The organism is Streptomyces sp. NBC_00162, assembly GCF_024611995.1.
GTDB lineage: Bacteria > Actinomycetota > Actinomycetes > Streptomycetales > Streptomycetaceae > Streptomyces.
Genome location: NZ_CP102509.1, coordinates 965,597 through 989,864, shown reverse-complemented (window position 1 = coordinate 989,864; position 24,268 = coordinate 965,597). Strand labels below are relative to the sequence as shown.

Sequence of the window (24,268 nt, the reverse complement as noted above, 5' to 3'; positions counted from 1 at the left end):
ACGCGGATGACAGTGAGTCGTGACAGTGACAGCCGTGACGGACGCATCGTCACCTTCTACTCGTACAAGGGCGGCACCGGCCGCACCATGGCGCTGGCCAACACCGCCTGGATCCTCGCAGCCAACGGCAAACGGGTCCTCGCGGTGGACTGGGACCTGGAGGCTCCCGGCCTGCACCGCTTCTTCCACCCCTTCCTGGATCCCTCCACGCTGGGGGCCACCACCGGCGTCATCGAACTGATCAGCGAGTACGCGTGGGCCGCGACCAGCCCGGTGCAGCGCGCCGACGCATGGCACGAGGACTACGCGCGGATACAGCCGCACGCCGTATCGCTCACCCCCGAGGCCCTGGGCTGGGAATTCCCGGACGGCGGCGCCCTCGACTTCGTCTCGGCCGGCCGGCAGAACCGCGAGTACTCCGCAACGGTCTCCACCTTCGACTGGGACAACTTCTACGACCGGCTCGGCGGCGGTCTCTTCTTCGACGCCTTACGCGCCGACATGAAGAGGAACTACGACTACGTCCTGATCGACAGCCGCACCGGCCTGTCCGACACCGCGGACATCTGCACCGTCCACCTCCCGGACCTCCTGGTGGACTGTTTCACCCTGTCCGACCAGTCCATCGACGGCGCCGCTGCCGTCGCCAGGCAGATCGACGAGCGCTTCAACGACCGGGGCATCACGATCTACCCCGTCCCGATGCGCGTCGACGAGAGCGATCCGGACAAGGCCGATGCGGGCCGCGCACTGGCCCGGACCACGTTCGACCGCTTCCCCCACGGGCTCGTCGGGGACGAACTCACCTCCTACTGGCGCGCGGTGGAGATCCCGTACCGCTCCTCCTACGCCTACGAGGAGATCCTGGCCACCTTCGGCGACGAGGCCGGGCTCAGCGACTCCCTGCTTTCAGCCTTCGAACGGCTCACGGCCGTGATCACCGAGGGCGAGGTCACGTCCATGCCCGCCATGGAGGAGCAGACGCGCCTGCGGATCCGGGACGCCTTCACCCGTCGCCCCCCGGGCTTGCCCACCGACCTGTTCCTCTCCTACGTCCCCGAGAACCGGATGTGGGCTGACTGGGCCGAGTCGGTGCTCACCCGGGCCGGCTGCCGGGTCATACGCATGGACGCCTCCGCCGGGGACCCGCCCGCCGGGGCGGACATGAGCGGCGACACCGCCACCCGGACGGTGGTGCTGCTCTCCGGCGCCTACCTCAACTCTGCCCGCGCCGTGGACGTGTGGGAGCGTGCGGCCGCCGTGGACCCGACCGGGGGCCGACGCCGGCTGATTCCACTGCGGGTGGGCGACCTACGCCTGTCCACGCCGTACATCGACCACGACCCGGTGGACCTGTTCCGCCTCGACGAGGTGCACGCCACCGCCGCCCTGCTGCGCGCGGTGGATCGGCCGATGGCGCTCCCGGACCGCGTCGCGGGCTCCTCCCAGCCCGCTCCCCGCTTCCCCGGAGCCATCCCGAAGGTCTGGAACGCACCACCCCGCAACCCCGGTTTCACCGGGCGCCACACCGTGCTGGAGCGGATGCGCGACCAGCTCGGCGGCGGCATGGCCGTGGTGCTGCCGCAGCCGCAGACCCTCTACGGACTCGGCGGTGTGGGCAAGACCCAGGTGGTGCTGGAGTACGCCCACCGGTTCATGGCCGATTACGACCTGGTGTGGTGGATCCCCTCGGAGGAGACCGACGAGATCGTCGCCGCGCTCGCGGAGCTTGCCGAACGGCTGGGCGCGCAGACCGGGGAGGACATGTCGGCCGCCTCGCAGGAGGCGATCGACCTGCTGCGGCGGGGGTTCCGTCCTCGCGGTGGCTGCTGGTCTTCGACAACGCCGACGATCCGGAGGCCCTCAAGCGGTTCTTCCCGCCGGGCGGACCGGGGCACGTACTCGTGACCTCCCGCAACCAGACCTGGTCCCAGTACGGTGACTCGCTGCCGATGGACTTGTTCCTGCGGGAGGAGTCCATCCAGCACCTCCAGCGCCGGGCCCCCGGGCTCAGCGCGGAGGACGCCGATCAGGTGGCCGCGGCGCTGGGCGATCTGCCGTTCGCGGTGGAGCAGGCGGGCGCCTGGATCGCGGAGACCGCGACACCGGTGTCCGCGTACCTGGAGCAGCTGGCCCGGCAGGCCGGATACCCGAAACCGCTGCCCGCCACCTGGAACGTGTCCATGGATCGGCTCCGGTTCCGCTCGCCCGCCGCCGCACGACTGCTGGAGCTGTGCGCCTTCTTCGGACCCGAGCCGATCTCGGCGAACCTCCTCTACGGCAAGGAGATGATCGACGCGCTGAAGCCGTACGACTCCTCGCTCCAGGAGAAGGTGGTGCTCGGCCGGCTGATCCGGGAGATCGGCCGGTTCGCGCTGGCCAAGGCCGACCAGGTGAGCAACAGCATCCAGGTGCACCGCCTGGTCCAGGCCATGATCCGGGCGCAGCTGAGCGAGGAGGAGCAGCGGGATGCCCGGCACACGGTCCACCGGATCCTGGCGGGCGCCCGGCCGGACGACGACGAGCCGATCGACAACCCGGAGACCTGGCCCAGGTTCAACACCATCTGGCCGCACCTGTCCCCCTCCGAGGCCCGGTACTGCAAGGAGCCGGAGACTCGCCGGCTGCTGATCGACCGCGTCCGCTACCTGTGGAAGCGCGGCGACTTCAAGGCCGCGTACGCGCTGGGTGTGGAGCTGCGGGACGCCTGGAAGGAGCTGCTGGGCAACGACGACCCGCAGTACCTGTACCTGCGCTTCCACCTGTCGAACATCCTGCGCTCGCAGGGACGGTTCGTGGAGGCGAAGGAGCTGGACGAGGGCACCCTGGAACGCCAGCGCGCGGTGCTGGGCCCCTCGCACCCGCACACATACGCGACCATGAGCGGTCTCGCCAACACCCTGGGCACGCTCGGCCAGTACGCGGAGGCGATGGAGCTGGCGACCGACGCGCACGAGGGGTTCGGCCAGATCTTCCACGAGGCGCACCCGCGCACGCTGGCCGCCGCGCACAACCTGGCGCTGAACCTGCGGCTGGTCGGCCAGTACACCAGAGCCCGCGAGATCGACCAGGAGGTGCACGACCTGCGCACGGAGGTGCTCGGGCCGGAGCACCCGTACACCCTGTCCTCCGCGCAGAACCTGGCCCGCGACCTGCGCGAGGTGGGCCGGTATGAGGACTCGGTGCAGCTGCTCAGCCGGACCTACGAGACCTACAAGCGGACGCTGGGGCGGGCCTTCCCCGGCACCCTGTCGGCCGCGAAGAACCTGGCGGTGTCGCTGCGCCGGGCGGACCGGCTGGAGGACGCGCTCCGGCTGACCACGGCCACCCGGGCCCGCTACCGGGCCAAGTACACCTTCGACAACCCGGACCTGCTCTCCTGCGAACTGAACCTGGCCTCGGACCTGTTCGCGACCGGAGACCCGGGCGGGGCGCTGGTCCTGGCGCAGGAGGTGGTGGACGAGTACATGAAAGTGCCGGGCGAGCGGCACCCGTACACCCTGGCGGCCGTCAACAACCTGGCGGTCTACCACTGGGGCGCGGGTGCGGCCGGGACGGCGGAGGCGATGCTGCGGCAGACGATCCGGCTGATGCGGGACGTGCTCGGCGACCACCATCCGCACACGGTCTTCGCGACGCTGAACCTGGCCAACGCACGGGCCGACCAGGGCGATCCGGAAGGCGCCCTGGAGCTGGAGCGGCCGGCCGTGACGCGGCTGCGCGAGGTGCTCGGGGCGCACCATCCCGAGACCCTGGCGAGCAGCTCCAACATGGCGATCAGCCTGGACTCCATGGGCCGCAAGGAGGAGGCGGCCCGACTGCGGGCGGAGATGGTGGCCGAGCTGAGCCGACTGCTCGGCGCGGACCACGGCCTGGCCCGCTACGCCCGCGACGAGCGGCGGATCCACCGCGACCTGGAGCCCCTGGCCGTCTGATCCCTGGCTACGCTTCGGGCGTGACCAGCGCAGAGGTGAGCCGCCGACGGGTGATGGGTGCCGGGCTCGGCGCGGTCGCGGCGGCGCTGGCCGGATGCTCGGGGGACTCCGGTCCGGTGCGGCGGCTTCGCCTTGCGACGGGGCCGGAGGGCGGTCCGTACAACGCGTTCGGCGAGGCGCTGGCGCAGGCCGTCGCCGCGAGCGGCCGCCGGCTGGAGATCGTACCGGTGAGCACCTCGGCGAGCGTGAACAACCTGCGGAAGCTGGACGACGGCTCCGTCGAGCTGGCGCTGGCCATGGCGGACGCTGCCGAGGACGCCGTGCTGGGGCGCGAGTCGTTCTCCCTCCCGGCCTCGGTGACGGCGCTGGCCCGGGTCTACGTGAACTACACGCACCTGCTCGTCCCGGCGGACGGGCCGGTGCGATCGGTGCAGGATCTCGCCGGGCGTCCGGTCGCGACAGGTGCGACGGGGTCAGGGGTGCAGGTGGTCGCCGGGCGGGTGCTGCGGGCGGCCGGGCTGAGCGCTGGCTCCTCGCCGGCCGCCGAGCGGCAACTGGGGCTCGCCGCGTCGGCGGCGGCGCTGCGGGAGGGCGCGGTCGACGCGTTGTTCTGGTCCGGAGGCGTGCCCACGCCCGCCCTGTCCGGGCTGGCGCGCGAACTGCCGTTGCGGTTCCTCCCGCTGGACGGCTACGTGGGCGCGCTGCGACAGGGCCACGGCCCCGTCTACACGGCGGTCACGCTGCCCGCCGGGGTGTACGGGCTCACGGAGCCGGTGGGCACCATCGGGGTCGGCAACTACCTCCTGGCCCGTGAAGACGTCCGGGAGAGCGCCGCGCGCGAACTGCTCCAGGTGGTGTTCGAACGGTGGAGCGACCTGCTGCGGGAGGTCACGGCGGGCGCGCGCCTGGAGCCCCGGTTCGCGATCTCGACCGGGGCGGTGCCGCTCCACCCGGGCGCCGTCGCGTACTACCGGTCGGTGTACGGCTGAGCCGTCCCGAGGGAGGAGGGGAGCCGGAACTCGACGACCAGTCCGTGGGGCGCGTTGCCGCTGACGCCGAGCCGGCCGCCGCTGATGCGGGCGATCTCGTCGGCGATGGCCAGTCCCAGTCCGCTGCCGCGTACGTTCTGGTGCTCGGGGGAACGCGCGAAACGCCGTAGCAGCAAGGCAAGTTGGTCCTCCGGTACGCCCGGGCCGTCGTCGGATACCCGTACGACGGCCGCCCCGTCCGTGGCGTGCGTGACGCTCACCTCGATGCGGCCGCCGCGTGGGACGAACTTGACGGCGTTGTCGAGCAGCGCGTCCAGGATCCGGCCCGCCGCGTCGGGCAGGGTGCGCGCCCGCAGGTCCTCCGGCAGGGCGGTGACCGTCAACTCCAGCCCGGCATCTCGGAATACCGGAGTCCAGGCCCGCACCCGTTCCCGTACGGCCCGCGGCACGTCCTGGTCGGCCAGGTCCGCGCTGCCGGACTCCACCCGCGCCATGGCCAGCAGTCCGTCGAGCAGTTCCTCCAGGCGCTCCGCCTCGTCCAGGGCGCGGGTGTGCTCGGCCTGCCCGGGCCCGGGGACGATGTGCGGTTCGATGTTCTCCAGTTGCAGCACCAGGGTGGCCAGGGGATTGCGCAGCTGGTGGGAGGCGTCGGCGACGAAGTCGCGCTGGCGGCCGATGGAGTCGGCCATGGCCTCCGCCATGATGTTGAAGTGCTGCCGCAGGTGGCGCAGTTCCGGCGGTCCGGTGTCGGAGACGGCGCGTGCCTGGAGGCTGCCGGCGGTCAGACCCTCGACCGCCCGGTCCAGATCGCGGACCGGGCGCATCAGCCAGCGCGCGATGCCGGCCGCCACCAGGGCCGCCGCCGCGAAGGCGGCGACCGCCCCGGAGGCGATGAGCGACCAGCGGACGGTCACGTCCAGGCGGGCCGCGTCGGTGGGTACGGCCATCAGGACCGCCCCGCTCACCCGCTCGTCCCGGCCCACCGGCTCGGCGAGCACCACGGTCTTCGGGCCCCAGGGGCGAACGGTGGGCAGCCGGTCAGTGGAGCGGCCGGTGAGGGCGCGGCGCCGGGCGTCCGCCGCATCGTGGGCGGCCTCCCAGGAGGGCCCCGCTCCGGCCCGCGCCACCGTGACTCCCGCCGTGTCGACCACGACCACGCCGGCTCCGTACAGCTGGGCGTACCGGCCGATCTCGGCGGACAGCTCCACCCGGTCGGGGCCCGTGCGCATCCGGTCGGCGAGATCGGCGAACCGCACCGCTTCCGAGCGCCGTTGCAGGAGCAGGTGCTCGGTCCGGCCCCGGGCGTAGGCGTCGGCCAGCGGGACACAGAGCAGCAGCGCCGCCGCCCCCATGAGCACCATCAGCACGGCGAGGAGCCTGCGTCTCACCGCCGGTCCCGCTCGTTCTGTTCGTTCTGCTCTTCCCGCGACGCGGCCGGGGAGCCGAGCTGGTAGCCGAACCCCCGGACGGTGCGCACCAGGCCGGAGCGGCCGGTCTTGGCGCGGATGCCCGCCACGTGGACGTCCAGGGAGCGGGACGCGGCGAGGAAGGCGTCACCCCAGATCCGGTCCAGGATCTCCTCCCGGGAATGCACCTCGTCCGGGCGGGCGGCCAGGAAGGCCAGCACGTCGAACTCGCGTCGGGTCAGCCGCACTTCGGCGCCCGCCACCGTCACCGTACGGCCCGCCGGGTCGACCTCGACGTCACCGGCGCGCACCGGTCCGCCTGCGGCCTCCGAGCGGCCGGACGGCGGGCCCGTCCGGCGGCGTACGGTGTCGATGCGGGCCATCAACTCGGCCATCCGGAACGGCTTGACGACATAGTCGTCGGCGCCCGCCCGCAGCCCCTGCACGATGTCGCGCTCCTCGCAGCGCGCGGTCACCACGATCAGCGGCGCGTCGCAGACGGTACGCAGCCGCCGCAGCAGCTCGAGCCCGTCCAGATCGGGCAGGCCCAGATCGAGCAGGACGAAATCGGCCTCGCGGACGTGCCGCAGGGCGTCCATCGCGCGGCCCACCCTGCGGACCGTGTGCCCGCGCTGGGCGAGGGCGGTGCCGAGGGCCTGGGCCATGCGGTCGTCGTCCTCGACGAGAAGCGCGTGCATAGACAGTTCCCTCGCGACCTGTGACCGGGGTCAGTACTTTACGGGAGCCACCGCCGGCCGGTCCGGGTCGGCATCGGCATCCGCGTCGGCGTCGGCCTGCGCTTCGGCGCGGCTGAGCGCGGCATCGCGGGTGTCCGGCATGAGCACGTACGTCACGAGGGAGATCAGCGCGCACCCGGAGACGTACCAGAAGAACATGGTCTCGTGGCCACTGCTCTTGAACCACAGCGCCACGTACTCCGCCGTACCGCCGAACAGCGCGTTGGCGATCGCGTACGGCAGTGCCACGCCCAGGGCGCGCACCCGGGTCGGGAACAGCTCTGCCTTGACGGCCGCGTTGATCGAGGTGTAGCCGGTGATGATCACCAGGGCCAGCAGCGAGAGCCCCAGCGCGGACCAGTACGAGGAGGCCGACCCGAGGGCGGTCATGATCGGGTACGTACCCACGGTGCAGCCCACGGCGAAGGTGATCAGCAGGGGACGGCGGCCGATGCGGTCGGACAGCATCCCGGCGAAGGGCTGCAGCACGGCGAACAGGGTCAGGGCGGTGAAACTGACCAGTGTGGCGGTCGTCTTCTCCATGCCCGCGCTGCCGACCAGGTACTTGGTGAGGTACGTGGTGTACGTGTAGTACGCCACGGTGCCGCCCAGGGTGAGCGCCATGACCAGGCCGGCCTGCCGACGGTAGAGCCACAGGGCCTTCAGCGTGCCGCGCGTGCTGTCGTCGTGGGCGTCCTCACCCGCCGTCTCCTCCTTGAACGCGTCGGTCTCCTGGAGCCGCCGCCGCAGCCAGAAGACGACCACCGCGAACAACGCCCCGACGAGGAACGGGATCCGCCAGCCCCAGCTCTCCAACTGGGCCGTGGTGAGCGTGTGCTGCAACGTGATCAGGATGCCCAGGCCGAGGAGCTGCCCGCACGTCATCGACACGTACTGGAAGGACGAGCCCAGGCCGCGCCGATTGCGGGCCGACGCCTCGGTGAGGTAGGTGGCGCTGGCCGCGTACTCGCCGCCGATGCTCATCCCCTGGAGCAGCCGCGCGAGCAGCAGCACCAGAGCGCCGAAGTATCCGGCCTGGCCGTAGGTCGGGGCGACGGCGATCAGCAGGGCGGCCACCGACATCATGGTCACGGTCAGGGTGAGCGCGCTCTTGCGCCCGTGCCGGTCGGCGGCACGGCCGAGGATCCACCCGCCGACGGGCCGCATCAGGAAGCCGACCGCGAAGATGCCTGCGGTGTTCATCAGTTGGGTGGTCGGATTGTCGCCGGGGAAGAAGGAGTCGGCGAAGTAGATCGCGAAGCTGGCGTAGACGAACCAGTCGTACCACTCGACGAGATTGCCGAGCGACCCGCCGATCAGGGCGAGACGGCGCTTCTTGCGCTCGTCCCCGGGTGACGGCGACGTGGGCATGACGGTGGACGAGGACATGGCGGCTCCAGACGGAAGTCCCTGATGGGGACGGGGGAGATGCCCCAGTGGTGGGGAAGTGTCCAGAGCATGCGGCTGCCGTCACCCCCGGACAAGCTCCGCCACCCAGATCTAACGTCCCGCTAAGAAAACCGGGGGCGTGCGCGGGCGCCTCGGGGCGCGCGGGGGAGTGGATGCGCTACTTCCGGAAGATTCCCGGGGACCGGCTTGCACGATCGGACGTGTTTTCCGATGGGGTGGTGATGAGGAGCGCTTGGTGCTCTGAGGCTGCCGGAACCGGGGGGTAGGCAGACCCGCTACGCACGCCATTGGGAAGGTTTCGCGCAGACGTGAACGTCGAGGTCGTTGCCCTCGTGCTGATAGCCGCTACCGCGGTCCGTGTTTTCGCTTTTGACGTGGTCAGGGTGTCGCCGCCCCCGTGGGCGGCGACGAGCAGCCGTGGGAGAGTGCATGAGTGAGGGCGAGTTCGACCCATCCGGAGACCAGGCGGTCTCCAGCGAGCTGGCTGGTGTCCTGCCCGTGGACTACACCGCCTTCCACTCCCAGCAGCATCGCGCCTACCTGCGCTATGCCCATCTGCAGCTGGGCTCCAGGCAGGACGCGGAGTACGTGGTCGACGACGTGTTCACCTTCCTGCTGAAGGTGTGGCCGCACGCCCTGAAGGAGGCGAGCCTGCACGGGTTCGCGTGGGCGGTGCTCCGCGAGCACGTCGAGCGCAGACTCGCGGTCTCGGCCCGGTCGGTGGCGATGGTGGAGACCGCGTGGTTCGCCGCGCTGCGCCGCGCCTCCCGGGAGCGGATGGAGTTGCTGGAGTCGAAACTCGGCCTGTACGCGGCGATCGCGGACCTGTCCGAGCGGCAGTACGACGTGGTGCTGCTGGCCTTCCTGCTGGGCAACGACAACGACTCGGTCGCCCGGATGATGGGCATTTCCTCCGCGACCGTGCGTTCGCACATCCGGGGCGCGCGCCGAAACCTGTCCCGGAAACTCGGAGTGGACTGGGTCCCTGGAGAGGAGAAGGACCAGTGAGCGATGTGACTCGCGACCGCGACCCTGTGACGTGGGATGGGTTGGACGCGGCACTGCAGGAAGCGGAGGTTCTGGTCGAGGAGTACGCCGGTTACGACGAGGGCGCGGCGCGGCGCCGGATCGCCCGCCGGATCGTGGCCGACCGTGCCCGGGCGGCGATCGGCACGGAGGCGGGCGTCCCGCCCGCGCCGCGGTCGGCCGACGACCTCGTCCTGGACGCCACCTGTCACGTGCGGGCCGCCAGGGCCCTGGACGAGATCGCCTGGGTCCTGGCCGAGAGCCGGCCCTTCGCGGAGCTCGCCCTGGGCGCCGACTCGTGGCCGCACGGAGCGGACTCCGCACTGCTGTTCGGCTGCCTCCTCTACCTGAACGACGAGGAGGGCGCGCAGTTCTGGTTCCAGTACGCGGCCGGCGCGGGTTCGCAGACCGCCGCCCGGTGCCTCTACCTCCACCACCTGGCCCGCGCCGAGGTCAAGACGGCCCGCCACTGGAAGCGCCAGGCCCAGGCACTGCCGCCGGACGAGCACTTGCCGTCCCTGCCGGAGATCCCAGAGAGCCTCGAGGAAGCCCTGCGGGCCTCGATCATCTGGACCTCCCCGCCCATCACCACCCAGAACCTCACCGCCCTCACCGCCGGAGGCTGCTTCGTACGCCCCCCGTACCGGCTGCCCCCCGGCTGCGGCGAGCCGTCACGGCACGCGTCTGGTCCGAGGACCCGGACCTGGGGGATGTTCCCCTCCCCGGTCCACAGGTCGCCGCCGCCGTCGCACAGCACGCACGCCTCAACCCCCTGCACCTGACCGAAGCGGCGCACACGTGGGCCCTCGAAGTGCTCAAGGAGCCCCACCCGATCCGGGCCGCCCGCAGTTCACCCGAACGACGGCCCGCGTCGGCCGCGATGGAATCCGTCCACTGCGCCCTGCGGGTGCTGGAGGTCATCAACCGCTACTCGGGCGGAGTGAGCCTGACCCAGATCGCCCGCGAAACGGGGCTGCCCCAACTGGCCCTTGCCCGGGCCATGGAGCAACTGATCCGCGCGGCCCTGGCCACGCCGATCGGCCCCGACGCGTACATCGCCGGCAGCGCCCTGCGGCTCACCGATGGCGAGGACGGTCGCGCACACCTGCAGGAGACCCTCGCCTGGGTGAGGGACGCGGTGGGAGCCGCCGTCTACGTCGCCCGCTACACCGACGGCGAGGTCTCCATCACCCAGTACGCCGACGGGCCGGCCACCCCGCTCGTCGAGGAATGGGTGGACTTCCGGGCCGCCGCCCACGCCTCCGCCGTCGGCAAGGCCCTGCTCACCCAGCTCGACGACGACCAGCGAAAGGACCACCTCTCCCGTCACCGGCTCACCCGCTTCACCGCCTACACCCTCAGCACCCCAGAAGCCCTCTTCCACCAACTCGACAGCCGTCGGCCCAGCGCCCCCCTCCTCGACCGCCAGGAGTACGCCCTGGGCACGGTCTGCGCGGCGGTGCCGATCACGGCGGGTCCGAACGCGGAGTGCGTGGCCCTGTCCATCCCGGCCACCGACCCGCGCCGCCTGCAACAGGCCGCCCGGATCCTGCAGAGCGAAGCCGCGGCCGTCCTCATCGCCCTGATCGTCGCCGGGAGCACGCAGTCCGCCGCGCGTCAGAACGCGGCACAGGAGGGAGGGACCGGCCCTGCGGGGCTGGGCAGCAGCCTCCTGTCCCCGATCGCCTGAACCGGACCGCCGGCGCCCCGGACGGGCCCGCCGCACCTCACGCGCGGCGGGCCCGCCCTATGAGGCGGCGGGGATCGTGACGGTGGGCGTGTTCCAGCCGGAGATCCGCAGGTGCGGCGCGGAGCCGTGCAGATCGCCGGTCCGGTAGGCCGCGGTCAGCGTGGCCGACTCGCCCGGCCAGAGGCTGATCTGATTGTCGCTCCACCGCACGGGCAGCACGGGCGCGCCCTGCGCCGACACGAGGTGGACATCGGTGAGCAGGGCGGGGGTGTTTCCGGTGCCCGTGTTGCGCACGGTCACCGTCGTCGTGGACGTCCCCGAACCGTCCGCCGTCGTCGCGGCCGTCGCGGTGACGGTCGCCTGCCGCATCGAGTTCAGCCCGGTGAGGTCGGCGTAGGCAGTGGTGGGCGTGTGGTACCAGCTGCTGTTCGTGTAGTCGAGCACGTCCGCCGCGGTGGAGAGCCAGTAGACGTTGCGGCTCACCTCCCGCCCGTCGGCATCGGTGAGGAGCAGCCGGGCCAGATGGGTGCCGGTCAGGCCGGGCACCGATGCGGGGACGGTCAGCACGGTTCCGCTCGCGCCGCCGCCCGCGACGCCGACACCGGTCACGGTCCGGTCGTACCGCTGCGTGCCGTCGGTGCCGAAGAGCGTCACCCGCGCGGTCAGCCCCGAGGCCGCCGAGGTCCGGTTGTTGACCACGGTCACCGCCCGGTTGTCGTACCCGTACTGGATGTGCAGGGGCTCGTTCGCCTTCTTCGCGCCGAAGTAGGCGCCGCCCTGGTCGAGGTACCGGTCCACCAGCTGCCACTGCAGCGAGGTCCAGCCGCTGTTGAACATCCAGTAGATGACGCCGGTCGACGGCCGGGAGGCGTCCTTGGCGTTGCGGGCGTACGCCTCGAACTGCGCGCGCACGTTCTCGTACTGGGCGAGCTGCGCCTTGCGCACGTAGTCCTCGAGGCCGGCCGGGGGCCGTACCGGCCGGCCAGTGCGGCGTTGTACAGCTTGAGCGTCGCGAAGGTGGGGGAGGGGAGCGGTGGTACTGGGCGGCGGACGGGTTCTTCCAGAGGGTCTCCAGCTCGGCCGGGGACATCATGAGGCGCAGCGTGTCGAGAGTGGGGATGTCGGGGCCCGCGCTGGTCTCGGAGTTGAAGCCGGTCGCACCGCCCTCGCGCTTGGCGTACCAGTAGCCGGGCGGCACCCAGTCGTAGGGACCCGTCATCTTCATGCCGGAGCTTCCGGTGATCGGCGCGGAGGCGTCGGAGGCCGCGGGGACCACCGGGGTCGTCCAGTCGGCGGCCTTCAGCGCGTCGACGTACATCTCCTCGATCTCCTCGTTCGGTGCGAAGTCGCTGCCGATCAGGAAGGAGATCACGCTGGGGTGGTGGCGGAGCCGGGCCGCTTCGGCGGCCATCGAGGCCTTGGCGACGGGATAGTCGGGCGTGTCCCATCTCTCCCCGGCCTCGGTGCCGTTGACCTCCCCTTCCCACTTGTCGCAGCACTCCCAGCCGGGAAGCGTGAGGATCCCGTACCGGTCGGCGAGGTCGAAGAACTCGTCGGGCTCGATGTGCCCTTCCAGACGCAGGGCGTTCAGGCCCAGGTCAAGGGCGTACCGCAGCCGGTCCTCGACGTAGGTGCGGTCCCAGCGCAGGAACTCGTCGGGGGACCAGCCGGCGCCCTTGATCAGCAGCGGGCGGCCGTTGATCCGGTACTGCCGGGCGCCGTCGGCGTTCAGGGGTGCCTGCACATCACGGAGGGCGAAGGACGCCTGAGCCGTGTCGGAGGTCGTGCCGTTCACCGTCGCGGTCAGCTCGAGACCGTACATCGGCTGCTCGCCCATCGAGGCGGGCCACCACACACGGGGCGCACTCAGCCTCAGCGCGGGATGGTCGGCGGGGGAGAAGACGACGGTACTGGTCTCGTGGGGCGCCAGTGTGACCGTGCGGCTGACGGCGGCCGGACCCGCGGTGCCGGACACCGTCGTGGTGACGGTGTCCGATGTGTCGTTGCGCACCCGGGCCTTGACGGTCAGGTCGGCCGAGGACATCGACGGCATGGCCAGGGCGCTCACCACGTGCGCGTCGCGCAGGGCGACCGGCCCGCCGCGGCGCACCGTGACATCTCGGACGATGCCCATGTTCTCGTCGGGCGGCGGCTGCAGCCAGTCGAGCCAGCCCATGGTGAGCCGCTTGCGCGGGTTGTTGGGCTGGATCCGGAAGGCGACCGTGTTGGCGCCCGCCCTGATCAGGTCGGTGACGTCGAGCTCGTGCCGGGTGTACGTACCGGCGACGGTGCTCGCGGTGGCGATCTGGCGGCCGTTGACGAAGACGTCGGCGGCGGAGATCACCCCGCTGAAGTCCAGGTACGTACGGGCGCTCGGGTCGGCGACGGTGAAGTCGGACCGGTACCACCAGGGCACGGTGAAGTCCGCGGCCGGGATCTGCTTCTGCTGGGTGGAGTAGAAGGGATCCGGGTACACACCGGCGGCGAGCAGCGCCGCGAGGACGGTGGAGCGCGGCCCGGCCGGGTACCAGCCCGCCGCCGGATAGCCGGGGCTGGACACGGTGACCGACGGGTCCGCGACCTTCGCCGTCGACTGGATCGCGTAGCCGGACAGGACCGTCGCACTGCCCGGCGCCGCGGCGACCGCGGTGGCCCGGGGCCCGGGAGCCCCGGCGGCCGCCCGCGTGGTGCCGGCGGTGAGGCTGAGGATCAGGCCGGCGGCGACGAGGGCGGCGACTGCGCCTCGTACGAGAGCGAGCCAGCGGAACACGGGGCCTCCCGCGGGGACGGGGGTCGGGATCCAGGCCCGATATGGGGGCAGATCCGGACTGAACGGACTCGAGTCTGCCACGGCGGGGGTCACACCCGACGGCAACAGGCCCACGCCGGAGCGGCGGCTCTCCTGCCCGCGGCAGCGGGTCCGCCATGGGAGGCGCATTCCGCCTCCGGGCTGCGTGCCTTCCTGCCGGCGGGCCGCCGGAGCGCCATGCTCGACGGCACGAGCCGGTACTTCGGCGACCTCCGGCGGGAAGGCGTGGATCGGTGCTGGCGGAAAAGAGGAGGGCGCGCTGGGCCGGCCGGGCCGGGCGCTCGGCCACGCGGGCCGCCGTCGCGCTCGACGCCCGGCTGCCCCTGGCCGAAGTGGTCAAGGGGACGCTGAGGAAGGCCTTTCCGGACCACTGGTCCTTCCTCCTCGGAGAGATCGCGCTCTACAGCCTCGTCGTACTGCTGCTGACCGGCACGTACCTGGCGTTCTTCTTCCAGCCGTCGATGGACGAGGTCGTCTACACCGGCTCCTACGGCCCGCTGCGCGGCCTGCAGGTCTCGGAGGCCTACGCGTCCACCCTGCGCATCAGTTTCGACGTGCGCGGCGGCCTGTTGATCCGCCAGATGCACCACTGGGCGGCGCTCGTGTTCGTCGCCGCCATCGCCGTACACCTGCTGCGCGTCTTCTTCACCGGAGCCTTCCGCAGACCGCGGGAACTCAACTGGATGGTCGGGGTCACGATGTTCGTGCTCGCCCTCGTCGAGGGCTTCGCCGGCTATTCGCTCCCCGACGACCTGCTCTCCGGAACCGGCCTGCGCACGGCCCAGGGCATCATGCTGTCCCTGCCCGTCGTCGGCACGTACATGAGCTTCCTCGTCTTCGGCGGCGAATACCCGGGCGAGGACATCGTGTCCAGGCTCTACCCCGTGCACATCCTCCTGGTCCCGGGGCTCCTCCTCGCACTGGTGACGCTCCACCTCCTCCTGGTCGTGCACCTGAAGCACACCCAGTGGCCCGGGCCCGGAAAGACCGGCCGCAATGCCGTCGGCAAGGCCTTCTTCCCCCAGTACGCGGCGAAGTCGGCGGGCTTCTTCTTCCTGGTCGCGGGCGTTCTCGCGGCGCTCTCGGCGGTGGCACAGATCAATCCGGTCTGGGCCTACGGGCCGTACCTGCCGGACCAGGTCTCCACCGGCGCCCAGCCCGACTGGTACGTGGGCTTCCTGGAGGGCGCGCTGAGGCTGATGCCCGGAGTCGAGACCAGGCTGTGGGGCCACACCCTGATGTGGAACCCGCTCGTGGCCGGCATCGTGCTCCCCGGCGTCCTGTTCACGGGCCTGTACGCGTATCCCTACTTCGAGCGCTGGATCAGCCCCGGCCAGGGCGAACAGCACCTGTGCGACCGCCCCCGCCACCGGCCGGCCCGGACCGCCCTGGCGGTGTCGGTGCTCTCCGCCTACACGGTGCTGCTGCTCGCCGGTGCGCAGGACCTGATCGCCTTCGTCTTCGACCTCCCCCTGCCGGGGCTGACGTGGGCCCTGCGCGGCGCGCTGTTCCTCGTACCGCCGGTGGCCTTCTGGCTCACCCGGCGGATCTGCCTGGCCCTGCAGCGCGAGGACATCGACGCCCTGACGCACGGAGAGGAGACCGACGAGGTGCGCCAGGCCGTCGAGGGCGGATACCACCCGTCGCACCGGCCCCTGAGCGCCGCACGGCGGTATCCGCTGCTGGTGTACCCCGTCTTCGGCCCCGTCCGCCCGGCAGCCCCGGTCCGGGGCGGCCGGATCCGCGGGCTCGCGCAGCGGCTGCGCACGGCCATGAGCCGTTGGTACTACAAGGACGTGCTGACGCCGCCCCTGTCGGCCGAGGACCGGCGCACGGTCGACACGATCCTCGCGGGCCCCGACGCGCGGGAGACCACCGCCGGGGACTGACCGTGCGGGAGCTCACCCCTCGCGGCCCTCATCCCTCGCGACCCTCACCCGGCCGGAACACGAACCCGAAGACGCCCGGGACGAGGACGCCGAATCCGATGAGGACCAGCCACAGACCCTGTACGACGCCCAGGCCCACCAGCGCCGTCCCCACGGCCGAGACCGCCGGTGCGTAGCTCCGCGCGGGAAAGGAGAACCGCCGGTCCGCGGCCTCCCGTACGACAGCGTCCGCACGGTCCTCGGGCCGGTAGCCGTCGCGTCGGAACTGCCACCACAGGAAGGCGGCGATGAGCGCGGACATCAGGAACGACACGGCGAGGGCGGCGGCCCCGGCCGGATCGTCCGAGAACCACACGTAGACGCCGCCGGTCACCGCGAAGAAGACCGCGACCCCGCTGAAGAGCCATGCCTCCGCCTTCATAGCGGCTTCACCTCCGGGTGGTGCAGGTCGAAGGCCGGCGAGTCCGACCGGATGCGCGGCAGGGCCTCGAAGTTGTGCCGGGGCGGCGGGCAGCTCGTGGCCCACTCGAGCGAACGGCCCCAGCCCCACGGATCGTCGACGTCCACCCGCCGTCCGTGCCGGGCCGTCCGGGCCACGTTGTACAGGAAGGGCAGTGTGGACAGGCCCAGGAGGAAGGAGCCGATCGTGGACAGCGAGTTGAGGAGGGTGAATCCGTCCGCCGCCAGGTAGTCGGCGTACCGGCGCGGCATGCCCTGCTCACCGAGCCAGTGCTGTACCAGGAAGGTGAGCTGGAAGCCCACGAACAGCAGCCAGAAGTGGATCTTCCCCAGGCGTTCGTCGAGCAGCTTCCCGGTGAGCTTGGGCCACCAGAAGTAGAAACCGGCGAACGTGGCGAAGACGATCGTGCCGAAGAGCACGTAGTGCAGGTGCGCCACGATGAAGTAGCTGTCGGTCAGGTGGAAGTCCAGCGGAGGAGAGGCGATCATCACGCCCGTGAGACCGCCGAGGAGGAAGGTGACGAGGAACCCGATACACCACAGCATCGGTGTCTCGAAGGACAGCGAGCCGTTCCACATCGTGCCGATCCAGTTGAAGAACTTCACTCCGGTCGGGACGGCGATGAGGAAGGACAGCAGGGAGAAGAAGGGCAGCAGGACCGCGCCGGTGGCGAACATGTGGTGGGCCCAGACGGTGGCGGACAGCCCGGTGATGGCGATCGTCGCGCCGACCAGGGCGGCGTATCCGAAGATGGGTTTCCGGCTGAACACCGGCACGATCTCGCTGACGATCCCGAAGAACGGAAGCGCCACGATGTACACCTCGGGATGGCCGAAGAACCAGAACAGGTGCTGCCACAGCAGCGCCCCGCCGTTGGCCGCGTCGAAGACATGGGCCCCGAACTTCCGGTCGGCCTCCAGCGCGAGCAGCGCCGCGGTGAGGACGGGGAAGGCCAGCAGCGCCAGGATCGAGGTGAACAGCACGTTCCAGGTGAAGATCGGCATCCTGAAGAGCGTCATGCCGGGCGCGCGAAGGCAGAGGATGGTGGTGATGAAGTTGACCGAACCCAGGATGGTGCTCAGCCCCGAGACGGCCAGACCCATCACCCACAGGTCCGCGCCCACTCCGGGGGAGTAGACGGCGCTGTTGAGCGGGGCGTAGGCGAACCAGCCGAACGAGGCCGAGCCGTTCGCCGTCAGGAACCCGCTGACCACGATCAGCCCGCCGAACAGGTACACCCAGTAGGTGAGGGCGTTGAGCCGGGGGAAGGCCACGTCCGGTGCGCCGATCTGCAACGGCATCACCGCGTTGGCGAAGCCGGTGAAGGTCGGTGTCGCGAAGAGCAGCATCATGATCGTGCCGTGGACGGTGAACAGCTGGTTGTACTGCTCGGGCGAGACGATCTGCAGACCGGGCCGGGCGAGCTCGGCCCGCATGACCAGGGCCAGCACTCCGGCGAACAGGAAGAACGCGAACGCGGTGACCAGGTACATGTTGCCGATCACCTTGTGATCGGTGGTCGACAGCAGCCTCAGCACAGTGTTCCCCGTTGACACACGGCGCTCGGTACCCGGATCGCGTACCGCCCGTTCCGGCGTGCTGTCGACCGAGACCATGAGGACTCCAGGGGTGCGTGCGAGACGGGTACTGCGTCGCCCGCCAACCCTGGCAGCCACGCACGGTCCCGCCCGGTACCCGAACGGCGCGCCGTCGGCAGTTAGCCAGATCGGGGACCGTTTCCCGTGGAGGCGGCGGCGACGTACGGACCCGTTCTCCCCCGTCAGGGGAGAAGCCATCCCCGCGTGGGGGATACTCGGGCCCTGAGCAGCCGGTTGTCTGGACGTATGACACATACGACGAGACTCCGACTGCCCCTGTCGGCCCTGCTGATGGCATTGCTGACGGTCACGGGACTGGCCACCCCGGCTGCGGCTCAGCCGCCGGACGGCGACCTGCGCGCCAGGATTGCGGCCATCCCCGGAATGCGCGTGGTCGGCGAACGGCCGGCCGATCCGGGGCAGACCATCCTCGACCTCGCCTACCGCCAGCCGACCGACCACCATCATCCCGGCAAGGGCTTCTTCGACCAGCGAGTGACGCTGGTGCACAAGTCGACACGGCGTCCCGTGGTGCTCTACTCCAACGGCTACGACCTCGGAGGGTCGCCGCAGCGCCCGTCCGAGCCGACCACCCTGCTGGACGCCAACCAGATCACCACCGAGCACCGCTTCTTCGGGGAGTCCCGGCCCGAAGGCGCGGACTGGTCCACGCTGACCATCTGGCAGGCGGCAAGTGACCACCATCGGCTCATCACGGCCCTCAAGGCGGTCTACGGCGGCCCATGGATCTCCACCGGGGGAAGCAAGGGCGGCATGGCCGCCGTCTATCACCGCCGCTTCTACCCGCACGACGTGGCCGGCACGGTCGCGTACGCCGCCCCCAACAACACGGACGACCGGGACGACCGTGCCCACGATGCGCGCCTCGAGCAGATAGGAACCGCCGAGTGCCGAGCGGCGATCAAGTCCGTCCAGCGTGAGGGACTGATCCGGCGCCAGGCGATGACGGAGCGGTACGGCCGGTGGGCCGAGGCCGACGGAAAGACCTTCCAGACCATCGGGGGCGTGGACCGCGCGTTCGAACTGGCCGTCCTGCGCCTGCCGATGATGTTCTGGATGCACCAGCCCCCAGGCAGTTGCGTGTCCGTACCCACGGCCGAGGTCACGGACGACACCCTCTACGCATGGATCGCCAAGGTGACCCAGCTTCCCGTCTACACCGACCAGACCCTCGCTGCCTTCACTCCGTACTTCTACCAACTGGGCACCCAGCTCGGGTACGCGCAGTTTGCGACCCCGCACCTGGACGGTCTGCTGCGCTATCCAGGCATCCAGGAGATCCGCTCGTATGTGCCTCGAGACATAGACCTGCGGTTCCGGCCCGCGGCGATGAAGGACGTCGACCGCTGGGTCCGCCGGCGCGGGAGCTCGCTGATGTTCGTCAACGGTGAGAACGACGTGGCGACCGCGGAGCCCTTCCGCCTGGGCAACGGTACCCACGACTCCTTCCTGTTCACCGTGCCCGACGCAAATCACCATGTCTCCATAGGCGGCTTGCGTGCGGACGAGGCCCAGGAGGCCACCGCCGCCCTGCGCCGCTGGGCAGGCCTGGCGAGGTAGGCGCCCAGCTACCTCACGACTACTGTGGTGGTTACACGCATCGGCGTACGATTTTCGCAACGCATTCGATTCAGGGGGAATGGAATGGTGCTTCGACCTGCCATTGTCGATCTGCTGGAGCTCAGCCCGGACTTCACGCGCGACCCGTATCCGGTCTACTCGGCCCTCCGGGAGAAGGGGCCCGTGCACCATGTGCGCACCGCGGACGGCGAGGAGATATGGCTGGTCGTCGGCCACGACGCCTGCCGTACGGCCTTCACCGATCCGCGCCTGAGCAGGGACTGGCGCGGATCCGGCGACATGGGCCGGATCATCAATGCCGACCAGGACCACCCGGCGCTCGCGCACATGCTGATGTCCGACCCGCCGGACCACACCCGGCTGCGCCGCCTGGTGGCCCGGGAGTTCACCCCGCGCCGCATCGAGGCACTGGCACCGCGCATCCAGCAGGTGACCGATGAACTGCTGGACGCCATGGAGGCGAACGAAGCGCGCCGGACAGACCTGGTGAACGCCTTCGCCTTCCCGCTTCCGATGACCGTCATATGTGAGCTGCTCGGCGTGCCCGAGCTGGATCGCGAGGCGTTCCGCAAGTGGTCCAGCGAAATGGTGGCTCGCACCAGCCCGGAGGCCGAGGCCGCCGCGTACGCGCAGATGCCGCAGTATCTGACCGGGCTCATCGAGGCCAAGCGTGCCAACCCGGGCGACGACCTGCTCAGCGCGCTGATCCACGCCGTCGACGACGGCGGCGACCGGCTCTCGCCGAGCGAACTGATCGGCATGAGCGTCCTGTTGCTCATCGCCGGACACGAGACCACGGTCAACATGATCGGCAACGGGATGCGGGCTCTGTTCGCCCACCCCGACCAGCTCGCCGACCTGCGCGACGACCTCGGTCTTCTCGACGGCGCGATCGAGGAGATGCTCCGCTACGACGGTCCGGTCGAGACCTGCACCGAGCGACTTGCCCTGGAGGACGTGGAGATGGGCGGGGTGGTGATACCGGCGGGCTCGGCCGTCCTGATCGCCATGGCCGACGCGGACCGCGACCCGGCGCGCTTCGAGGACCCGAACCGCTTCGACATCCGCCGGGACGCCCGCGGCCACATCGCCTTCGGGCACGGTCTGCACTACTGCCTCGGTGCGCCGCTGGCCCGGATGGAGGGCCGCATCGCGCTCCGCTCGCTGCTGGAGCGCTTCCCGGAACTCGCCGGTGACGCCGACGAGTCGAAGCTGTCCTGGGTGCCGGGAATGCTGATCAGGGGCGTACGGGAACTTCCCGTGCGCTGGTGACCTGATGCGCCCGGGGCCGGTCCGCCGCGTCGCACGGCGGCGGACCGGCACACCCCTGACCTGGCCGGCGAGGGCACGTGCTGTCCCTGTGACCGGTCAGGCGAGGTAGTACGGACGGTTGTGGGCGGCGACCGGGGCGGACTGGTAGGTCCAGGCCCCGGCCGCGGGCGTGTCGCGGACGAGCCGGAGGAGGTCCTGGCCGACGTCACCGGCCGGATCGTGCACCGTGAGCTGCGAGCATCCGGACGCCGGGCCGCTGAGGTCGTACCAGCGGTAGGGCTGGTAGACGTTCATCGGACCGGCGAGTGCCACACCCGCGGAATCGGTGCCGTACCCGGTGATCGGGGTGTTGTTCGCGGGGACGGACGTGAGCCGGCCCAGGTGGGCGCTGAAGGAGAACAACTCGCCGTCACGGCGGGCGATCCCGCCGTCCGGGGTGGCCTCCGCCGCGTGGCAGTGGACCTCCCAGGTGTCGCCGTCCGGGCCGTTGAGCGAGGGCATCTCCACCTCGAACCAGCCGGGATACTTGGGTTCCGCGTACAGCTTGCGCCCGGCGTCGATGGCCAGCGCGTTGTCGCACAGCACGTGGATACGGGCGATGCCGAGCAGCTTGGTCTGGTCGTACCCCTGGGCGTACTGCTGATAGCCCACCTGCGGGAGCCGATCAGCGGCCGCCGTGGGGTAGGCGACGATGTTGACCTCGATCTCCTGGGTGATGCCCCCGCCGAACTGGTACTGGGCGAAGTACAGCTGGTAGTTCAGCGAGACCAGACACTGTCCGTCGAACTCCGCCGCGGTCAGGGCCGGATGGTGCTTCGCCAGTACCTCCCGCACCGGTTCGGGGTCGACGAGGTAGTCCAGGCCGATGTTGTGGAGCGCCCCGTAGTGGAAGGGCAGTTGGTAGGGAGCGGCGACGGGCGGCAGGGGCAGTGGGGTCACGAGGTGGCTCCGAAGGCTCGGGTGGCGGTCAGGGTGACGGGCCGGTCGCGGTCGGCCAGCTCGGCTTCGATCCGCTCCGCGCTGCGCAGTGCGAGGGCGGCCATGGTCAGGGTCGGGTTGGACGTCGCCACGGACGGCATGCTGCCGCAGCCCACCGCGTACAGGCCGGGGTGGTCCCAGCAGCGCTGCCACTAGTCGACCACCGACGTGTGGGGGCTGCCGCCCATGATGTGGGTGCCGGCGGCGTGGCCGGCGCCCCGGTAGCCGTAGGTCCGGCCCCGGTGTTCGAAGCGGCCGGGCCAGGCGGTGGGCTCGAAGGCGGTGTGGTCCTCGGCGCCCAGCAGTGCGAAGAGCTGGTCGGACACCGCTTTGGCCGCCGCGATGCCGTCCTTCACATGCGTGGACAGGCCGTAGGTGACCACCGGGCGCGGCAGACCGAGCCGGTCTCGGTGCCGGGGATCGAGGGTGACGCGGTTGGCGGGGTCGGCGCTCTGTTCCATCTCGAACTGCAGCGTGAACTGCCGTCCGATGCGGTCGGCCACCGCCCGGCGCAGCTCGCTTCCCCGCAGCCCGCGCCGCCGGTCCGGTCCCGGCGCACGGGTCAGCTCGGCGATGTCCGTGTCGACGGCCCCTTGGCCCACACCCAGCCCCAGTTGCCGATCTCGATCCTGAACGGCGCGCGCCGGCGGCGGGCAGGCCCCGCCCGGAACCCTTCAAAACCCGAGGTGGAACCCGGCCCGCGGTACGGGCCCACCCGCTCGGGCAGCAGCCCCCAGGTCAGCAGCACCGGATGGTCCATCAGGTTGTGGCCCACCTGTCCGCTGCGGTTGCCCAGGCCGGACAGGAGCAGCAGCTTGGCGTTCTCGATCGCGTGCGCGGCCAGCACCACCACATCCGCGTGCACGGTGTGGCCGGTCACGGCCTGCGGACCGGCTGCGGATCCGGCTGCGCACCATCCTGCGCGCGTTCGCCGGTCCGCGGCGGAGCCAGGTATGTGACTCCGGTGGCCCGGCCCCCCGGATCGACGAGGATCCGGCTGACCACGGCCCGGTCCACGAGCGTGACCGAAGGGCCCCAGCCCGCCTGCGTCTTGAGGGGGTGTACTTGGCGTGCGAGGGGCAGTGGGGGATGCACGTCGCGCTGCCCACGCACCGGCTGTCCGGATCGGGGCGCCCGTGCGCACCGACGGGTTCGTAACCCGCCCCGCCCGCGTACCGGGGATTCGCGATGCCGTTGCGCCCCTGAGGCGTGCCCACCACGCGCAGTTCCACCGGCTCCCCGACGCCGGGCTCCGCGACCCGCTTGCCGTCAAGACGTCCGGCGAGGACGGCGTCGACACGGCTGGGAGGCAGGGCCCGCATGGGAAAGACGTAGCCCTCGGGGAACGGCAGGCCCACCTCCGCGCGCTGCTCGTCCACGTCGGCCGATACCCCGATCGCGAACTCCGCCGCGCGGTAGTACGGCTCGAGGTCCGCGTAGGTCAGGGGCCAGCTGCGGCCGTAGCCGAAGGCCTCGGTGTCGAAGTCCTCGGGCAGCATGCGCGGGGTGAGTCCGGTCCAGATGTTGCCGGTGCCGCCGTTGACCCGTACGTACCCGCTGGCGTACGGGAGCTCGCCGCGCTGGACGAGGTAGCCGTCGGAGCGGTATCCGCCACCGTCCAGGCCGGTCAGGTCGGTGACCTCGGGCCACGGGGTCGCGTCCGGCATGGGGTAGGGCGACCCGGGCACCTTCGCCGACGCCGTCAGGAACCGTTCCATGGCCTCGCGATGCCCCTGCTCCGGGTCGTCCGCGCGGGCACCTGCCTCCAGTACGAGAACACGGCGGCCGCGTTCGCCCAGCTGGCGGGCGACGAGGGAGCCGGCGATGCCACCACCGACGACGATCACGTCGTACCGGCCCGGCCCGGTCATCGACGCCACCCCGCTCCTTGGGCGCGAACGCCCGCCGGCTCGGCCCAGCTTCCGAAGCCCGGCGCGGAAGTACCCGGTGCGCGGCCGCCGATGGCCCGCCACACCAGGGCGCCGGCGTAGGCCTCGGGCGATACGACGAACGGCCCGCCGGTGCCGGTCGGCTCCGTCCAGCTGCCCGTGTACCAGAGGCGGATCAGAGCCTCCGCCGCCGCCTCGAGTTCCTCCTCGCGCGCGTCGGGAGCTGCGGCCAGCCGCCGGTAGGTGTCGGCACCGAGCTGGTCCAGTACGACGGCCAGGAAGGCGGGAGCCAGACCGCCCTCGCACAACTCGTCGGAGCCGAACCCGGTCAACTGGCTGGAGAGCCTGAGGAACCCCTCGACCTCGCAGCCCTCACGCCCCGCATCCCGCCTCGGGTTCTCGCCTGCGTTCACTGACATCCCTTCGCGGACGCGCTGCCGGCCACGACGACCACTGACCACCTCACGGCGATCAGCCCTGCCCCGACGAGAACCGCCCCAAGCGCTCCCACCGTCAGGCGGCCTGAACTCTCCGGCCATCGACTGGAACCACGTTTCATCCGATGAACGGCAGCGAGA

The 24,268-nt window shown here is 71.0% G+C and carries 17 protein-coding genes and 3 pseudogenes; 8 read left to right on the top strand and 12 right to left on the bottom strand.

The window, feature by feature from the left end; translation table 11 throughout:
• Positions 1–6 precede the first annotated feature (6 nt).
• Both fxsT and JIW86_RS05320 read left to right on the top strand, forming a co-directional pair.
• Positions 7–3,935, top strand: a pseudogene (gene fxsT / locus JIW86_RS05325) (FxSxx-COOH system tetratricopeptide repeat protein).
• Between the two features lie 20 nt (positions 3,936–3,955).
• The gene (locus JIW86_RS05320) at positions 3,956–4,924 is read left to right on the top strand and encodes a TAXI family TRAP transporter solute-binding subunit (RefSeq protein ID WP_257552738.1); all 969 of its coding nucleotides are present in this window, start codon (positions 3,956–3,958) and stop codon (positions 4,922–4,924) included.
• On the opposite strand, the gene JIW86_RS05315 is transcribed toward JIW86_RS05320, so the two are convergent.
• From JIW86_RS05315 to JIW86_RS05305, 3 genes are read right to left on the bottom strand one after another with little or no spacing between them, the layout of a single operon-like run.
• Positions 4,903–6,312, bottom strand: a complete 1,410-nt coding sequence (locus tag JIW86_RS05315; protein WP_257552737.1) for a sensor histidine kinase — start codon at positions 6,310–6,312, stop codon at positions 4,903–4,905. The genes JIW86_RS05320 and JIW86_RS05315 overlap by 22 nt on opposite strands.
• Positions 6,309–7,028 (bottom strand): response regulator transcription factor, encoded by a 720-nt coding sequence (locus tag JIW86_RS05310; protein WP_257552736.1) that lies wholly within the window; start codon positions 7,026–7,028, stop codon positions 6,309–6,311. Before JIW86_RS05310 ends, JIW86_RS05315 begins: the two co-directional genes overlap by 4 nt.
• 30 nt (positions 7,029–7,058) lie before the next feature.
• Positions 7,059–8,438, bottom strand: a complete 1,380-nt coding sequence (locus JIW86_RS05305) for an MFS transporter (RefSeq protein WP_322975602.1) — start codon at positions 8,436–8,438, stop codon at positions 7,059–7,061.
• A gap of 468 nt (positions 8,439–8,906) precedes the next feature.
• Here JIW86_RS05305 and JIW86_RS05300 point away from each other — a divergent pair, with 468 nt between their 5' ends.
• The 3 genes from JIW86_RS05300 (at position 8,907) to JIW86_RS05290 (ending at position 11,193) form a co-directional block, all read left to right on the top strand.
• Positions 8,907–9,485 carry an RNA polymerase sigma factor gene (locus JIW86_RS05300; protein ID WP_251064206.1) on the top strand — a complete coding sequence of 193 codons (579 nt, stop codon included), beginning with the start codon at positions 8,907–8,909 and terminating at the stop codon, positions 9,483–9,485.
• Positions 9,482–10,285 (top strand): hypothetical protein, encoded by an 804-nt coding sequence (locus JIW86_RS05295; RefSeq protein WP_257552734.1) that lies wholly within the window; start codon positions 9,482–9,484, stop codon positions 10,283–10,285. Before JIW86_RS05300 ends, JIW86_RS05295 begins: the two co-directional genes overlap by 4 nt.
• A gap of 98 nt (positions 10,286–10,383) precedes the next feature.
• Complete coding sequence (locus JIW86_RS05290; protein ID WP_257559223.1) at positions 10,384–11,193, top strand: IclR family transcriptional regulator; 810 nt, start codon at positions 10,384–10,386, stop codon at positions 11,191–11,193.
• Between the two features lie 57 nt (positions 11,194–11,250).
• Here the strand turns inward: JIW86_RS05290 and JIW86_RS05285 are convergent.
• Positions 11,251–13,963 (bottom strand): annotated as a pseudogene (locus JIW86_RS05285) (glycoside hydrolase family 2 protein).
• Between the two features lie 272 nt (positions 13,964–14,235).
• Here JIW86_RS05285 and JIW86_RS05280 point away from each other — a divergent pair.
• The gene (locus tag JIW86_RS05280) at positions 14,236–15,891 is read left to right on the top strand and encodes a cytochrome b (RefSeq protein ID WP_257552733.1); all 1,656 of its coding nucleotides are present in this window, start codon (positions 14,236–14,238) and stop codon (positions 15,889–15,891) included.
• Positions 15,892–15,919: 28 nt separating this feature from the next.
• On the opposite strand, the gene JIW86_RS05275 is transcribed toward JIW86_RS05280, so the two are convergent.
• Together JIW86_RS05275 and ctaD are read right to left on the bottom strand one after the other, a co-directional pair.
• The gene (locus tag JIW86_RS05275) at positions 15,920–16,312 is read right to left on the bottom strand and encodes a cytochrome c oxidase subunit 4 (protein ID WP_215141060.1); all 393 of its coding nucleotides are present in this window, start codon (positions 16,310–16,312) and stop codon (positions 15,920–15,922) included.
• Positions 16,309–17,967, bottom strand: coding sequence for a cytochrome c oxidase subunit I (gene ctaD / locus JIW86_RS05270; protein ID WP_257552732.1), 1,659 nt, complete (start codon positions 17,965–17,967; stop codon positions 16,309–16,311). The genes JIW86_RS05275 and ctaD overlap by 4 nt, the downstream gene beginning before the upstream one ends.
• Before the next feature lie 228 nt (positions 17,968–18,195).
• Here ctaD and JIW86_RS05265 point away from each other — a divergent pair, with 228 nt between their 5' ends.
• Together JIW86_RS05265 and JIW86_RS05260 are read left to right on the top strand one after the other, a co-directional pair.
• Positions 18,196–19,530 carry a S28 family serine protease gene (locus JIW86_RS05265; RefSeq protein ID WP_257552731.1) on the top strand — a complete coding sequence of 445 codons (1,335 nt, stop codon included), beginning with the start codon at positions 18,196–18,198 and terminating at the stop codon, positions 19,528–19,530.
• A gap of 84 nt (positions 19,531–19,614) precedes the next feature.
• Positions 19,615–20,823, top strand: a complete 1,209-nt coding sequence (locus JIW86_RS05260; RefSeq protein WP_257552730.1) for a cytochrome P450 family protein — start codon at positions 19,615–19,617, stop codon at positions 20,821–20,823.
• 96 nt (positions 20,824–20,919) lie between these two features.
• On the opposite strand, the gene JIW86_RS05255 is transcribed toward JIW86_RS05260, so the two are convergent.
• The 6 genes and pseudogenes from JIW86_RS05255 to JIW86_RS05230 all read right to left on the bottom strand — a co-directional run bounded on the left by JIW86_RS05255 (position 20,920) and on the right by JIW86_RS05230 (position 24,103).
• Positions 20,920–21,762 (bottom strand): hypothetical protein, encoded by an 843-nt coding sequence (locus tag JIW86_RS05255; RefSeq protein WP_257552729.1) that lies wholly within the window; start codon positions 21,760–21,762, stop codon positions 20,920–20,922.
• The gene (locus JIW86_RS42065; RefSeq protein ID WP_416237524.1) at positions 21,759–21,893 is read right to left on the bottom strand and encodes a hypothetical protein; all 135 of its coding nucleotides are present in this window, start codon (positions 21,891–21,893) and stop codon (positions 21,759–21,761) included. The genes JIW86_RS05255 and JIW86_RS42065 overlap by 4 nt, the downstream gene beginning before the upstream one ends.
• A 60-nt stretch (positions 21,894–21,953) precedes the next feature.
• Positions 21,954–22,403 (bottom strand): GMC family oxidoreductase, encoded by a 450-nt coding sequence (locus JIW86_RS42060; RefSeq protein WP_257552728.1) that lies wholly within the window; start codon positions 22,401–22,403, stop codon positions 21,954–21,956.
• Complete coding sequence (locus JIW86_RS05240; protein WP_257559222.1) at positions 22,364–22,648, bottom strand: GMC family oxidoreductase N-terminal domain-containing protein; 285 nt, start codon at positions 22,646–22,648, stop codon at positions 22,364–22,366. Before JIW86_RS05240 ends, JIW86_RS42060 begins: the two co-directional genes overlap by 40 nt.
• Positions 22,649–23,561: 913 nt before the next feature.
• Positions 23,562–23,672 (bottom strand): annotated as a pseudogene (locus JIW86_RS05235) (FAD-dependent oxidoreductase); the annotation flags it as partial.
• Positions 23,669–24,103 carry a hypothetical protein gene (locus tag JIW86_RS05230; protein WP_257552727.1) on the bottom strand — a complete coding sequence of 145 codons (435 nt, stop codon included), beginning with the start codon at positions 24,101–24,103 and terminating at the stop codon, positions 23,669–23,671. The gene JIW86_RS05230 and the pseudogene JIW86_RS05235, both read right to left, overlap by 4 nt.
• Positions 24,104–24,268: the final 165 nt, after the last annotated feature.

What these genes read in the sequence shown, in the direction of transcription:
- JIW86_RS05260 (WP_257552730.1), top strand. Translation starts at nt 19,615, where the DNA reads ATGGTGCTTCGACCTGCCATTGTCGATCTGCTGGAGCTCAGCCCGGAC.
- ctaD (WP_257552732.1), bottom strand. Translation starts at nt 17,967, where the DNA reads ATGGTCTCGGTCGACAGCACGCCGGAACGGGCGGTACGCGATCCGGGT.
- JIW86_RS05310 (WP_257552736.1), bottom strand. Translation starts at nt 7,028, where the DNA reads ATGCACGCGCTTCTCGTCGAGGACGACGACCGCATGGCCCAGGCCCTC.
- JIW86_RS05290 (WP_257559223.1), top strand. Translation starts at nt 10,384, where the DNA reads ATGGAATCCGTCCACTGCGCCCTGCGGGTGCTGGAGGTCATCAACCGC.
- JIW86_RS05300 (WP_251064206.1), top strand. Translation starts at nt 8,907, where the DNA reads ATGAGTGAGGGCGAGTTCGACCCATCCGGAGACCAGGCGGTCTCCAGC.
- JIW86_RS05275 (WP_215141060.1), bottom strand. Translation starts at nt 16,312, where the DNA reads ATGAAGGCGGAGGCATGGCTCTTCAGCGGGGTCGCGGTCTTCTTCGCG.
- JIW86_RS05265 (WP_257552731.1), top strand. Translation starts at nt 18,196, where the DNA reads ATGACACATACGACGAGACTCCGACTGCCCCTGTCGGCCCTGCTGATG.
- JIW86_RS05305 (WP_322975602.1), bottom strand. Translation starts at nt 8,438, where the DNA reads ATGCCCACGTCGCCGTCACCCGGGGACGAGCGCAAGAAGCGCCGTCTC.